Raw genomic sequence first — 13,378 nt, 5'->3', positions numbered from 1 at the left:
GGAGATGCCGGGTTATTTGTATGGAAGCAAGCATGTTCGTTCATGGGCGGCGAGGCTAGGTCGCCCGCGCCCAAATCGCTCGTGACACGGACGATCCCGGATTGACAAAACGGTGCGGCGAGGTGCTGTTAAAGCCGATGCTGTCGCCTTCGTACAGATGGTATTCGCGATCGCCCAACAGCACCTTCAGCTCGCCTTGCAAAATGTATCCGCACTCTTCGCCGGAGTGGGAAATTTGCTCCTGCTCCAGCGCTTGTCCCGGTTCGATTTCGATCAGCAAAAATTCGATTCGCCCTTCTTGCAGAGGTGTGAGCACCTGGTACTTGGTCTTGCTGTTTTTCAACTGGATGAGCTTGTGCATCCCTTTTCGGATGATCGGATCGGGATTGCTTTGCGGGCGAAAGAAATGGTGGAAAGGCACGTCCAGTGCGGAACAAATTTTCCAAAATGTACCTACCGTCGGGTCTACCAATCCGCGCTCGATCTGTGACAGCAGGCTGACGCTCAAGCCTGTCTGATCAGCGAGGTTTTGCAGGGTAAGCTGCTTTTCTTTGCGAAGTTCCCGCAGTTCTGCTCCGTTAAACATGAGTATCCACCTTCTTCTGGAGAGTAGGGAGCGATGACAACAAAGTTTGCGTATACGGGTCAGACGGATTGTTGAAGATTTCGCCGACAGAGCCGGTTTCTACGATACGTCCTTTTTGCATGACGCTCATGCGGTCACACATGTAGCGGATGACCGACATGTTGTGCGAGATAAACAAATAGGTAAGATTTCGTTCGCGCTTCAATTCCTGGAGCAGATTGAGCACGTTGGCCTGTACGGATACGTCCAGCGCCGAAGTAGGCTCATCTAAGACGACGAAGCTGGGATCGGTAATCAATGCCCGCGCGATGGCGATGCGCTGCCGCTGCCCGCCGCTGAATTCGTGGGGATAGCGGTTCAGATGCTCCGGCTTTAAGCCGACGCGGCGGATCAGCTCATGGAGCCGTTCGGGGCTTCCTTTTTCCCGACGCAGCTCTTTGGGCAGGGCGAGCAAGGGTTCAGTGATGATCGCCTGCACGCGCATGCGCGGGTCGAGTGATGACTGCGGGTCCTGGAAGACGATTTGCATTTCACCGGGCTTGAGACCGGAGAATTTGCCGGCTTTCCACAGCGGCTGTCCTTCGTAGAGCAGCTCTCCCGAGGAAGGCGGCTCCAGTCCGGTAATCATTTTCCCGATCGTGCTCTTCCCCGAGCCGGATTCGCCAATCAGTCCGAACGTCTCGCCGCGCTCGATGGAAATGTTCACGTTCGTCACTGCCTGGAAGCGCTGGTTGCCTTTTTTGTATTCTTTTCCGATGCTGTGCAGTTCGAGCAGTGGATTCATCCGGTTTCCCTCCCCCAGCAGGAGACGTAATGCGTAGTGGATGCAGCGGAGACCAGTTCCAGTACAGGATGATCCTCCTGGCAGATTGGCAGCGAGTGGGGGCAGCGCGACGCGAACGCGCATCCTTTTGGACGGTTGCGCAAGTCGGGCGCGTCACCGGGAATCGCCGATAGCGGCTGCCCTGGATCGGCGAGGTCGGGCAGAGCGCCGATCAGAGCGCGCGTGTACGGGTGACGGGGGTGCTGCAGCACCTCTTCGGTCATGCCCGTCTCCACGACTTCGCCTGCGTACATGACCACCACGCGCTGGCAGACCTGCGACACGACGCCGAGATCATGGGTAATCAGCATGATCGAGGTGCCCCGCTTTGCCGCCAGCTCCTGCATCAATTTCAAAATTTCGTTCTGGATCGTCACGTCGAGAGCGGTCGTCGGTTCGTCTGCGATCAGCAGGTCGGGAGGCGAAGACATGGCCAGCGCGATCACGACCCGCTGGCGCATGCCGCCGCTCAGCTCAAAGGGGAATTTGCGCGCGACCAGCTCCGGGTCATTGATTCGCACTTCAGCCAGGCTCAGCACGGCCTGCTGGTACGCTTCCCGATACGAAATATTGCGGTGACGATGAATCACCTCAGCGAGCTGGTCGCCGATCCGCATTGTCGGGTGCAAGGCTGTCATCGGCTCCTGGAAAACCATGCCGATCTCCTTTCCCCGCAGGCTTTGCAGTCCTTTTTTATCCAGCGTGAGGAGATTCGTTCCTTTGTACTGGATTGTCCCGCTGGCGATTCGCGCGTTTTTCTCCAGCAATCCGAGGATGCTCAGCGCGGTTACCGACTTTCCCGAACCGGATTCCCCGACGATCCCGACGATTTCGCCATCGTTGATCGCAAGCGACACATTTTGCAGCGCCACGATCTTGTCTTGCATGGACGAAAACTCGACGGTCAAATTATTGATTTCGAGCAGCATCTTTCATTCCCCCTATGAACGGTTCGCTTTTGGATCGAGAATGTCCCGAATTCCATCACCGATCAAATTAAAGCCGCATGAAGCCAAAAACAGGGCAAAGCCGGGAAATGTGGGATACCACCAGTAGTCCAGCAAATATTTCCAGCCAACGCTGATCATCGCGCCCCACTCTGGTGTCGGAGGCTGCGCGCCCAATCCCAAAAAGCCCAGGGTAGCCACAAGCAGGATCGCATCGCCGATGTCCAGCGTGACCTGGATAATCACCGGGGAGATGGCATTGGGAATGATGTGGCGGGCGATGATGCGCCACGGCTTGATGCCAAACGTCACTGCCGCCTTGACGTACAGCTTTTCCCGCAAAGCAAGTGTTTCCGCACGCGCCAGCCGCACGTAGACGGGAATTTTGATGATGGCGATAGCGATCATGGCGTTTTGCAGGTTGGGCCCCAGCGTAGCGGCGATCGCCATGGCCAGGACGAGAGCAGGGAAGGCGAGAATAATGTCCATCGCCCGCATGATGATCTGGTCCAGTCTGCCGCCAAAGTAGCCGGAGATCGACCCGATGATGGTCCCGATCAGTCCGGCGCCGAGGACGACGGCTACGCCGACGCCAAGCGAGAGCCGGGCACCGTACAGGATACGGGTAAAGATGTCGCGACCGACCTCGTCTGTGCCAAACCAGTGATCCGCGCTGGGCGGCGCAAAACGCTCCGCGATATTGATCTGCGTCGGGTCGTAGGGGCTGATCAACGGTGCGAAAGTCGACATCAGGATCAACAGCAAGAGCAGGAACAAACCCAGCAAAGTGAGCGGATTGCGGCGGATTTTATACCAGAAGGGGTTAACCGTCTTGGCTGCCGTTGCGGTCGACAGGTCTTTTGGATGCGCCGTCATACCTGACATGGAAGTGTCCCCTTTCTATTCCTTGATTTGCGGATCGAGCGCATAGTACGTGAGGTCGACAATCAGGTTGATCACCACGTATCCCAGCGAGATGAAGAAGGTGAAGCCCATGATTGCCGGAAAGTCGAGAAAGGCAATCGACTCGACCACGTATTTGCCCATTCCAGGCCAACTGAATATCGTTTCTGTGACGACAGCTCCCCCGAGCAGGGAGCCAAAGGACAGGCCGACTACCGTAATCGTCGGGATCAGCGCATTGCGCAGGGCATAGCGGAACAGCAGCACCGGCCCGTGGATGCCGTTGGCAAGCGCTGTCCGGATGTAATCCTGGCTGAGCACCTCCAGCATGCTGGCCCGTACCTGTCGCGTGACGATCGCCAATTGTGCGAAGGCGAGTGTAACAGCGGGCAGGATCAGATGCCACAAGCTGTTGGAGAACGCCGCCCAGTTTCCGGTCAACAGGCTGTCCAGCAGGTAGAAGCCGGTTATCGTCGTCGGCGGAGGGACGGTCAGCGCGAGTCGCCCGCCGGCCGGCAACAGGCCGAACACTTTGTAAAACAAGAGAATACCGACCAGGCCGCTCCAGAATACGGGAGTGGAGATCCCCGCTATGGAGAAAAAGCGTCCGGCGTGATCCCAGCCGGTGTCTTTTTTGACTGCGGAGAGAATGCCGATCGGAATGCCGATGATAATGGCGATGATAAAAGCGGTGAGGGCAAGCTCGAGCGTAGCGGGAAAAAATGTGAGCAGATCGTCGATGACCGGCTGCTGTGTGCGGATCGACTTGCCAAAATCACCTGCGAGTAGCCCGCTCATGTAAGTAAAATATTGGACCCAGACTGGTTGGTCTAGGCCCAATTGACGACGGACTTCTTGCAGTGTTTCCTCACTGGCGCGCTGCCCCACCATCATCCGTGCCGGATCGCCGGGAATGACATGCGAGAGAAAGAATGTGATCAGCGTCACTCCGAACAACACCAGCACGAGCATGGAAAGGCGTTTGACGATGATTTGTCTCACGAGGAAAGCACTCCTTCACACGTCGTTATTTTGACATTTCTGGCAGGTTGTAAATGCCTTCCAGCATCGGGTTGTAGACGAAGCCTTTGACGTTTTTGCTGACCGGGAGCAGGAAATCGCGCTGGTAGAGATACAGGTAAGGAGCTTCGTCGATGACGATTTTTTGCGCTTCCTGGTACAGCTTTTCGCGCTCAGCCTGGTCGTTGACCGCGGCTGCCTGGCGCACCAGCTCGTCCACTCTGTCATTTTTGTAGAAGGCGCGGTTGCCGGCCAAGCCGAAGTTGTTGGAATCAAACCAGTAGTTCATAAACATGTACGGGTCGCCGAAGTCGGGGCTCCATACACCCATGGCCAGGTCGAATTCGCCGGTGTCGATCATTTCCCGCGAAGTCGCGTAGGCGATCTTGTTCAGCTCCAGCGTGACGCCGATGTCGGAGAAGAACGATTGCAGCGCGAGGGCTTCGGTCTCCCACCATGCCCGGTTGTCCGAATAGAGCAGGTTGATTTTCAGGTCTTGTACGCCTGCTTCGGCGAGCAGTGCTTTTGCCTTTTCCACGTCGCGGCTGTATTGGAAGGCAGATTCGTCATGCCCCCACAGTCCTTTCGGGATCGGGCCGCGCATCTGTGTGGCGAAGCCTTCCTGTACAGACTCGGTCAGAGCCGGATAGTCGATGGCGTAGCTGAGTGCCTGACGCACGCGTTTGTCTTGCAGAGCTGGATGCCCTTTGGATGTGTTGACGTAGATGTAGTCGACGAAGAGGCTTGGGAACTGGAGCACTTCTACATTGGGCATTTCTTTGACAGCCTTGATCTGTTCGCTCGGAATTCCTTCGGCGATGTCGATCTCGCCCTGCTCGAGCTGCAGACGCTGTGAAGTGGCATCAGGGACGATGCGGAAAAAGACGGTTTGAAGGGTTGGTTTGACAGGGGAGTGCGGGTTCGTGGTGAGCTTGATGTATTCCCCTTTTCTCCATTCAGAGAGTTGGTAGGGACCGCTGCCCATGGTGTTGTTTGCGAGGTAGTTTTGGCCGTGGTCGCCGTTTTGCTCATGCTCCATTACTTTCGGATTGACGATGCTGCCGTAGTTGGCCGCCAGGGTAGAAAGGAATGGAGGGAAGTTCTGGGACAGTTCAAACGTGACAGTGGTAGGCGAGTCTACGCGAACTTCCTTGATGACATTGTACACGTCGGATGGGCCTTGCTTGATTGCCAGTGTGCGATCAAAGGTGAATTTGACGGCTTCTGCAGTGACAGGTGTGCCGTCGGAAAACATGTTGCCCTCCTCCAGCGTGAACGTCCAGGTCAGGCCGTCATCGCTGACTGTCCATTCCTTGGCCAGTCCTGGCTTTACTTCGGTCGATGCGCCATCGTACTCGACCAGTCGCTGGTAGGCGTGATAGGTGATTTTCCATGCGCCGTTGTCAAAGGTGACAGCCGGGTCGAGCGTGCCCTGGTCGGCGTTGATCGCGACGAACAGCGTATCAGATGGCGTGGCCGAGGCGGCCGGTGGCTGTTCCGTAGCGGTCTGCGGAGTTTCGCTTTGTGACTGATTTGCAGGCGTACTGTTGCCGCATGCTGCTGCCGTGAGTGAGAGGACAAGCAGCAGGCTGGTGAAAAGTGATTTCCTGCGCTTCACGTACATCTACCCCCATGTGAAATATATTTAATTATTTTTTAATATATTGCAATGATTCGGACTATTCAACTGTTTTTTCTGAAAACTAGCAAAATTCTCGTAAGGTTGTTATTGCGGTTGGGGAGAAAGCGACAAAATCCCGCCGTAAATTGCTTCCTGTCCGGTCTTGCGCGCCCAGACCCGCGTTCCGTACTCGTAGTGCCACCACTCTCTCGGATAATTGACAAACCCTGCTTCCGCCATCAAGTGGTAGAGCATCCGCCGGTTCTCGCGGACGGTTTGCACGTGTTCGGATGTTTCCGTCAGTTCTTCGAAATAGCGGGTTGCCGCCAGGTCGCTGAAATCGTCAAACGGCGTGCCCATGTCCAGCCAGCCTTCTGGTCCGGCAATCGTCAGGTCGACGGCACCTCCGGAGAGATGGGGAGACGGCTTGATGATGTCGGTTGTCGGCTTGGCCACAAATTTGCCCAGTTCAGCCGTCAGTTGTTCGCCTTCCTCCCAGCCTTGGGCGAGCAGCGTCTGGCGGAAGCGATCGTATATCGACGCCTGCACGATGTGAGAACGCCAGCCGTCCAGCACGACCAGCCTGTATTCCGAAGGCAGCTTTTCCGCGACAGTGACCAGCCGGCGGGCAACACCTTCCCGCAGGTAAATTTCCGGTTGGGCGCCCTCATAGCCCTGGTGGTAGTAAGCGGCGTATACGGTTAATTTGGGGGTAAGCGCGGAGAGCGGGATCAGCGGTTCGCCGCACTCTTGCCGAACGGGCGGAATTTCATTCGTTTCTCCCGGCAAGTTCGGGATTGGTGGAAATGACAAAGCGTTCACCTGCCTAGATGGTTTTGCCAATTATGGTAACGGAAATGCTGATTCTAGTAAACTACAATTTTTTTCATATCCTGCAAAAAAAGAATGCGCTTTCAAAAAGCCGCGTAACAGTTGGACATTCAGCTTTTGCTTGAATCCCGACCAGTATTTGCTATTATTAAAGCAAGTATCAGTCGTAAACTGCATATACGTTTTGCAAACAGGTCCCTGTCTAGGCGCATGTGCTTCCAAGCGGCCAGACAGGGTTAAAAGGGAAGTTTGGTGAAAAGCCAACGCGGTCCCGCCACTGTAAGAGAGGAGCTTTTCTTCGCGGCGTATGCCATCCACTGCCCACATGCGGGCGGGAAGGAGAAGAGAGGCGTCGATCCTCGATCCAGGAGACCTGCCTGTTTTTGTGTAGCACTGATTTCCTTCGGGTCAAAGGAAAAGGTGAGGATTGCGGCTTTGGGCTATCCACGCTTTGTTTTCCTTGTCATGCAGGGAGGACAAGGCGTTTTTCTTTTTGTTCTGGCATAATGGCCGGCTTTTTGCGCGACGGCAATGACGGGACGGACATGTCGGGAGGGGTATCGAGTGGACAAACAGGCAAGCAAACGGGGACTTCTCCTGGTGTACACGGGAGATGGAAAAGGAAAGACGACCGCAGCTCTCGGGCTGGCGGTACGGGCGACGGGACGCGGCAAAAAGGTGCTGATGATCCAGTTTATCAAGTCGCCGGAGCGCACGTACGGGGAAAAAATCATGTTTGACAAAATCGGCATCGAAATCGTGCAAAAAGGCGTCGGCTTCACCTGGACGAAGACGCCCGAAGAGCATCGGGCAGCGCTGGCAGAGGCATGGCAGTTCGCCAAGCAGCGAATTCTTGGCGGAGCGTACGACGTCATCATCCTCGACGAGTTGAACAACGCCTTGGCGATCGACAGGTTCCCCATCGATGATGTGCTGCCGCTCGCCGATGTACTGGAGACATTGAAAAAAAGACCGGAGCACATGCACGTCGTCGTCACGGGACGCGGTGCCCGGGAAGAGCTGGTCGAGCTGGCTGATCTGGTGACGGAGATGAAGCCGGTCAAGCACTACTACGACGAAGGGATACCGGCTGTGTTGGGGGTAGAGTTTTGATGGAGGTGCTGGAAAAATTCGGGCACGGCGGAGATTTGCTGACGGCGAAAGAGCGATACGGGATCGGGCCGGATGCGTTTCTCGACTACAGCGCCAACATCAACCCGCTAGGACCGCCAGAGCGCGTGATCGAGGTATTGCAGGACCAGTTTTTGCAAGTGGTGCGCTATCCGGACCCTGCCCATCGCGCCTTTCGCCATGCCTTGTCCGAGCGCTTGCAACTGCCTGCGGAGTGGCTGCTGCCGACCAATGGCGCTGCCGAAGCGATGGCGCTCGCCATTCTCGCCTGCGAGCCGAAGACAGTCGGCCTGGTCTACCCTTGTTTTTCCGAATACGCGCAATTGTCCCGTCAGTTCGGGGCGAAGCTGCACGGCATATACGGTCGTGAAGAAAACGGCTACAAGCCGGACGCGCAGGAGCTGTACGCACTGTGCCGACAGGCTGACATGGTGTTTGTCGGCTCGCCGAACAATCCGACGGGTCTTTGCTACACGCCCGACGAACTGGTCAGGCTCGCGGAATGGTCCGAAGAGACGGGCACCTGGCTGGTCGTAGACGAGGCGTTTCTCGATTTTCTGGAAGAAGAGAAGCAGTTCTCGCTTGCAGCAACGCTGGCACGCTACCCCCGTGTCATCCTGATCCGCTCGATGACAAAAATGTACGCGATCCCCGGACTGCGCCTGGGCTATGCCATCGCGTTGCCGGAGGTGGTCGAGCGCATGCGGGAAAAGCAAGTGACTTGGAGCGTCAACGCGCTTGCGCTGCTCGCCGGGGAGCATTGCCTGCGCGAAGTGGCGTACGAGCAGAAGACGCGGGCGCTGATCGCGAAAGAACGCGCATACCTCATCTCTGCCCTGTCCAGTCTGCCGGACTGGCAGGTGTGGCCGGGAGAAGCCAATTTTTTGCTCGTTCGCACACCGGCGTGGACAGACGCGCATGGGCTGCAGGACGCACTCGGCAAAAGCGGCGTGCTGATTCGAAGCTGCGCGATGTACCCGGGACTTGATTCTCGCCATGTACGCATAGCCGTGCGCAGGCGGGAGGACAATGAACGGCTGATCGCACGGCTTCGCGAGTTCTGTGGTGCACACGGGAAAGGGGGCGAGTAAGCGGCATGAACGCGTTTTTTCACGCCCTTACCTTTTTTACTCGCATTCCTGTCCCTTGGCTTAGAGCATCCGAAGAAGCCTGGAAAAAAAGCGTCTGCTGGTATCCGGCAGTCGGGCTTGTCATCGGGGCATTGTTGTGGGGAGTGTACGAGGCCGGCCTTGCCCTGTACAGTCCGCTGCTTGCTGGCGCTGTCACCCTGATCGTCTGGGTGTACATCACCGGAGGACTCCACCTCGACGGCTGGATGGACCTGGCGGACGGACTGGGCAGCAGCAGGCCGAAGGAACAAGCCCTGACGATTATGAAGGACAGCCGCGTTGGCGCGATGGGCGTGTTGGCGGCACTGCTGTTGCTGCTGCTGAAAATGGCGGCACTGATCGAGCTGGCACAGGCCGGGACAGCGATGCTGCTGCTGCTCGTGCCGATGGCTGCACGGACGCATGTGCTGTTGTCGATCTACTACTGGCCGTACCTGAACGCCGACGACGGTGTAGGAAAAGGCATCCGCGATGGACTTACCCCGCTTGCGTTTCTGCTCGCCTACGCGTTTTTGGCGCTGGCGGGCTGGCTGATCGGCGGCTGGCAGGTGCTCGTGGCAGTCGCTGTCTCCCTGCTTTTTGCCCTTTGGCTATCCCGTTCAGTGACGCGCAAGCTGGGCGCGCTAAACGGGGATTGCTACGGCGCAGTGATCGAGAGCAGCGAGGCGGTCATGCTGCTCGTCCTGGTCGGGAGCTGGTGGGCATGAAGCTGATCTGGGTGCGGCACGGCGAGACGCGGGAAAATCGTCAGCGAAGGTATCTCGGTCATAGCGACCCGCCGCTTTCCGATGAGGGCATCGCACAGGTATCACGGCTGGCTGAGCGATTGTACGCTGCCATCGATCAGCCACAGGCGGTCTACACGAGCGATCTGCAGCGCTGTCGGCAAACAGCCGAGGCGATCGCCCGGCGCTGGAGTTTGCCGCCGCAGGAGGTGCCGGCGCTGCGCGAGCTTTCCTTTGGCGACTGGGAGCTGCTCACCTATGACGAGTTGATGCAAAAAGACGCCGTCCGAGCGCAGCATTGGTACGACGATCCGTATACCCGCAAGCCGCCAAACGGCGAGAGTTTGCAGGAGCTGGGGGCACGGGTGGACGCCTGGCTCGGTTCGCTGCTGGAGCAGTCGCGGGACAGCGAGCAGACGATCGTGCTCGTCTCCCACGGAGGAGTGATCCGCTGGTTTGAAGCAGCTTGGCTCAGGCAAGACAGGGACAGTTACTGGCAGGTAGAGGGGCTCAAGCATGGCGATGCGATGCTGGTCGCCTTGGACGGCGAGCGCTGGCGCGGACAGCAGTGGCAGAACGGAGGGATGCGCGCGTGAATCAGGAGATGTGGCTGCTCTGTACGGCATACCTGCTTGACCGGATCGTCGGCGACCCGCGCAGCATTCCCCATCCGGTCGTCATCATCGGCTGGTTCATCACCCGGCTGGAGCGGTTGATCAGGCTGATGGTCAGGGACGAGCGGCATATGAGGGCAGCGGGGCTGCTGTTTCCCCTGCTGATCGTCACCGGCAGCTACGGCGCCGTCTGGCTCTTGCTCTACGCGGCGGCGCAGCTCTCGGTCTGGCTCGCTTTTGCCCTGTCTGCCTGGTTGATTTCCACGACGATTGCCAGCAAAGGACTGGCCGACGCGGGAAACGAGATCAAGCGATTTCTCGAAGCTGGCGATCTGCCGCAGGCAAGGCGCTCGCTGTCCATGGTCGTGGGGCGCGATACGGACAAGCTGGACGAACCGGAAGTGTGCCGGGGAGCGGTCGAGACAGTAGCGGAAAACATCGTCGATGCGATCGTCTCTCCGCTCTTGTACGCGGCGGTTGGCGGAGCGCCGCTGGCGATGGCGTATCGCGCCGCCAACACGCTCGACTCGATGGTCGGGTACAAAAACGAGCGGTACCGAAACCTGGGCTGGGCCTCGGCCCGCTTTGACGACGTCGCCAACTACATTCCGGCCCGCTTGACCGCGCTTTTGCTGATCGCGGCGAGCTGGATGCTTCGCCTCGACTGGCGGCGGTGCGCACGGATGATCCGGCGTGACGCGCATCTGCACCCCAGTCCCAACAGCGGCCTGCCGGAAGCGGGAGTGGCGGGGGCGCTGGGCGTCCAGTTGGGAGGAAGAAATACGTACCAGGGAGTGGTATCCGACCGGACCCGGATGGGAGATGCCCTGCGGCCACTGCGCGCGGCAGACATCGGCGAGACGATTCGCCTGATGTACCTCGTCTCCCTGTTGTGCCTGGGCGTATGCCTGCTGATTCGCCTGGTGCTGTCGTGAGGGTACAAACGAAAATAGTGCAGCAGTATTCGAAGGGAGGAGCAGTCCGGGAAGATCGGAATCTCGCCAGTTCGCCAACGAATTGGCGGGAAGTCGATCCGCTTTCCTTCGTCAACGGAGCGAAGCGGGCGTAGCTGGAAGACGGCGAACAGGTCGTGATGACCGGCTGATGTCGGTGCGAAGGGGATCGAGTCGGTTTGGAGAAGCGACGGGCTGCCTGTCTGACACCGCTTTATTATTCAGAAAAGTCGGCCTATTTTCCTTTGCGTATGTATGCACCGAATCTGAATATAGATGACGGTAAGCTCATGGACGTCTGGATGTTTCGGTGCGTCTGATTGCATCCCTGCTTGTTTTTAACAAGAAGAGCAAAACAAGGAATAACAGTCCCAAATTGGAAATAAATTACTTATCGAAAGACGATCCTGGCACATTCCGGCGGCACGGAAAGGCTCTTTCCGATTGCGGCAGATGTGGGGAGCTCCAGGCCTATTTTTTTTGCGCTTTCGCCAGGGGGATTTATTGCTGTTATGAAGGGAGGAGGGAGAATAGAAGCGGGAAGGCAACGATATTTTTTGCATTTTATTGGAAAATTTTTACTTACCTTACATAATATACGTAATACTGGTCGAACAACTTGCACCCCGCAATAGAGAAGCGATACGGCCGCGTATGCCTGAAATTGTTATATTTTTACATAATATCAAAATAAAGGATTTTTGATTAGCATGGCAATTCGTTCACGACGGAGGAAAATTGCGGCCCGGCAGTCAGAGCAGAATGCGAAACGATCCAAACAGCGTTTATTCGAGGAGGTCATCCAGTGTTGGAAGTTAGTCGTACCGACGAGATGGGAATCTTTGAAGAGTTGGAATCTGCCGTACGAAGTTATTCCAGATGCTTTCCAAAAGTATTCGAGCGCTCCGTCGGATCCTTCATATGGGATAGCGACGGTCAGGAATACATCGATTTTTTTGCCGGAGCGGGTGCGCTCAATTACGGACATAACCATCCGGAATTGAAGAAAAAGCTGATTGAGTATATCTCCAACGACGGGATCAGTCACAGTCTGGACATGGGAACAGTGGCGAAAGCGAACTTCCTGCGCCGGTTTCAGGACGTGATTCTCTCGCAAAGAGGGCTCCACTACAAAGTCATGTTTCCCGGTCCGACGGGAACGAACGCAGTGGAAAGCGCATTGAAAATCGCCAGGAAAGTAACCGGCAGAACCGCCATCATCAGCTTTACCAATTCCTTTCACGGTATGTCCATCGGCTCTCTTTCCGTAAGCAGCAATGCGTTCAAGCGAAAAGGGGCGGGCATTCCCTTGGCCAATAGCATGTTTCTTCCCTATGAAAACTATTTCGAGAATCTCGATTCCCTGCTGTATGTGCGCAGACTATTGCAGGACAGAGGAAGTGGAATCGATATGCCGGCGGCGATTATCGTCGAATCCGTGCAAGGAGAAGGCGGATTGCACAAAGCCAGCTTTCCATGGCTGCGAGAATTGCGACATATATGCGACGAGTTCGGCATTTTCTTCATCCTTGACGATATCCAAACGGGGTGCGGTCGCACCGGCACATTCTTCAGCTTTGAACCGGCCATGATCGAACCGGATGTGATCTGCCTGTCAAAATCGATCAGCGGATACGGTCTGCCCATGGCGTTAACGCTGATAAAGCCCGAGTTTGATCAATGGCTGCCGGGCGAGCACAACGGAACCTTTCGCGGCAACAATCTCGCATTCGTCACAGGGGCTGCTGCCCTGGCATACTGGGAAAGCGACGAATTCGAACAGGAAATCGCTCAAAAGGCAGCGTTTTTGGCGAAAGGAATCGAGCATCTGCTAGAAAAGTACCCCCGATTGGAAGGCGAGCGCAGAGGTAGAGGACTGATGCAAGGAATCTACTGCAAGAAAGCAGGTTTTGCCGAAAGCGTCTGCCGTACCGCCTTTGAAAACGGGCTCATCTGCGAGACGTCGGGTGCTGACAACACCGTAATCAAAATGATGCCTCCTCTCGTCATCAGCACAGAGCTGCTGGCGAAAGGTTTGGAAATCATCGACTTTTCCATTCGGAAAAATCTGTAATGCACAGCAGGAAGGGATGA

General features: G+C 56.6%; 13 protein-coding genes and 1 riboswitch. Of the genes, 6 read left to right on the top strand and 7 right to left on the bottom strand.

Annotation, left to right across the window (positions count from 1 at the left end):
* Positions 1-55: 55 nt before the first annotated feature.
* The 7 genes from ACAF76_RS16525 to ACAF76_RS16495 all read right to left on the bottom strand — a co-directional run bounded on the left by ACAF76_RS16525 (position 56) and on the right by ACAF76_RS16495 (position 6,713).
* Positions 56-586: a helix-turn-helix domain-containing protein gene (locus ACAF76_RS16525; RefSeq protein WP_400161960.1), complete on the bottom strand. Its 531-nt coding sequence runs from the start codon at positions 584-586 to the stop codon at positions 56-58.
* Positions 579-1,370 carry an ATP-binding cassette domain-containing protein gene (locus tag ACAF76_RS16520; RefSeq protein ID WP_400161959.1) on the bottom strand — a complete coding sequence of 264 codons (792 nt, stop codon included), beginning with the start codon at positions 1,368-1,370 and terminating at the stop codon, positions 579-581. Before ACAF76_RS16520 ends, ACAF76_RS16525 begins: the two co-directional genes overlap by 8 nt.
* Complete coding sequence (locus ACAF76_RS16515) at positions 1,367-2,338, bottom strand: ABC transporter ATP-binding protein (protein ID WP_400161957.1); 972 nt, start codon at positions 2,336-2,338, stop codon at positions 1,367-1,369. Before ACAF76_RS16515 ends, ACAF76_RS16520 begins: the two co-directional genes overlap by 4 nt.
* Positions 2,339-2,350: 12 nt before the next feature.
* The gene (locus ACAF76_RS16510) at positions 2,351-3,241 is read right to left on the bottom strand and encodes an ABC transporter permease (protein WP_400161956.1); all 891 of its coding nucleotides are present in this window, start codon (positions 3,239-3,241) and stop codon (positions 2,351-2,353) included.
* 15 nt (positions 3,242-3,256) lie between these two features.
* Complete coding sequence (locus ACAF76_RS16505) at positions 3,257-4,261, bottom strand: ABC transporter permease (RefSeq protein ID WP_400161955.1); 1,005 nt, start codon at positions 4,259-4,261, stop codon at positions 3,257-3,259.
* 25 nt (positions 4,262-4,286) lie between these two features.
* Positions 4,287-5,903, bottom strand: a complete 1,617-nt coding sequence (locus ACAF76_RS16500; protein WP_400161954.1) for an ABC transporter substrate-binding protein — start codon at positions 5,901-5,903, stop codon at positions 4,287-4,289.
* Between the two features lie 102 nt (positions 5,904-6,005).
* On the bottom strand, positions 6,006-6,713 hold the full coding sequence (locus ACAF76_RS16495; protein WP_400161953.1) for a M15 family metallopeptidase: 708 nt from the start codon (positions 6,711-6,713) through the stop codon (positions 6,006-6,008).
* Positions 6,714-6,906: 193 nt separating this feature from the next.
* Positions 6,907-7,126: riboswitch (cobalamin riboswitch) on the top strand.
* 169 nt (positions 7,127-7,295) lie between these two features.
* On the opposite strand from ACAF76_RS16495, the gene cobO reads away from it, so the two are divergent.
* From cobO to ectB, 6 genes are all read left to right on the top strand, one after another.
* A complete protein-coding gene (cobO, locus tag ACAF76_RS16490) occupies positions 7,296-7,844 on the top strand; it encodes a cob(I)yrinic acid a,c-diamide adenosyltransferase (protein ID WP_400161952.1) in 549 nt (182 codons plus the stop codon).
* Positions 7,844-8,953, top strand: coding sequence for a threonine-phosphate decarboxylase CobD (gene cobD, locus ACAF76_RS16485; protein ID WP_400161951.1), 1,110 nt, complete (start codon positions 7,844-7,846; stop codon positions 8,951-8,953). Before cobO ends, cobD begins: the two co-directional genes overlap by 1 nt.
* A 5-nt stretch (positions 8,954-8,958) precedes the next feature.
* Positions 8,959-9,699: an adenosylcobinamide-GDP ribazoletransferase gene (gene cobS / locus ACAF76_RS16480; protein ID WP_400161950.1), complete on the top strand. Its 741-nt coding sequence runs from the start codon at positions 8,959-8,961 to the stop codon at positions 9,697-9,699.
* Positions 9,696-10,313 (top strand): histidine phosphatase family protein, encoded by a 618-nt coding sequence (locus ACAF76_RS16475; protein WP_400161949.1) that lies wholly within the window; start codon positions 9,696-9,698, stop codon positions 10,311-10,313. Before cobS ends, ACAF76_RS16475 begins: the two co-directional genes overlap by 4 nt.
* Positions 10,314-10,321: 8 nt before the next feature.
* A complete protein-coding gene (gene cbiB / locus ACAF76_RS16470; protein ID WP_400162085.1) occupies positions 10,322-11,266 on the top strand; it encodes an adenosylcobinamide-phosphate synthase CbiB in 945 nt (314 codons plus the stop codon).
* 850 nt (positions 11,267-12,116) lie between these two features.
* Positions 12,117-13,358: a diaminobutyrate--2-oxoglutarate transaminase gene (ectB, locus tag ACAF76_RS16465; protein ID WP_400162084.1), complete on the top strand. Its 1,242-nt coding sequence runs from the start codon at positions 12,117-12,119 to the stop codon at positions 13,356-13,358.
* Positions 13,359-13,378 lie beyond the last annotated feature (20 nt).

Source organism: Brevibacillus sp. TJ4 (assembly GCF_044627595.2).
Classification (GTDB): domain Bacteria; phylum Bacillota; class Bacilli; order Brevibacillales; family Brevibacillaceae; genus Brevibacillus.
This window is presented reverse-complemented; position numbering and strand designations above follow the sequence as displayed.

Bases quoted from the DNA above. Each gene is read 5' to 3' on its own strand.
- ACAF76_RS16500 (WP_400161954.1), bottom strand. From the start codon at position 5,903: ATGTACGTGAAGCGCAGGAAATCACTTTTCACCAGCCTGCTGCTTGTC.
- ectB (WP_400162084.1), top strand. From the start codon at position 12,117: ATGGGAATCTTTGAAGAGTTGGAATCTGCCGTACGAAGTTATTCCAGA.
- ACAF76_RS16475 (WP_400161949.1), top strand. From the start codon at position 9,696: ATGAAGCTGATCTGGGTGCGGCACGGCGAGACGCGGGAAAATCGTCAG.
- ACAF76_RS16510 (WP_400161956.1), bottom strand. From the start codon at position 3,241: ATGTCAGGTATGACGGCGCATCCAAAAGACCTGTCGACCGCAACGGCA.
- ACAF76_RS16520 (WP_400161959.1), bottom strand. From the start codon at position 1,370: ATGAATCCACTGCTCGAACTGCACAGCATCGGAAAAGAATACAAAAAA.
- ACAF76_RS16515 (WP_400161957.1), bottom strand. From the start codon at position 2,338: ATGCTGCTCGAAATCAATAATTTGACCGTCGAGTTTTCGTCCATGCAA.
- cobS (WP_400161950.1), top strand. From the start codon at position 8,959: ATGAACGCGTTTTTTCACGCCCTTACCTTTTTTACTCGCATTCCTGTC.
- ACAF76_RS16525 (WP_400161960.1), bottom strand. From the start codon at position 586: ATGTTTAACGGAGCAGAACTGCGGGAACTTCGCAAAGAAAAGCAGCTT.
- cbiB (WP_400162085.1), top strand. From the start codon at position 10,322: ATGTGGCTGCTCTGTACGGCATACCTGCTTGACCGGATCGTCGGCGAC.
- cobD (WP_400161951.1), top strand. From the start codon at position 7,844: ATGGAGGTGCTGGAAAAATTCGGGCACGGCGGAGATTTGCTGACGGCG.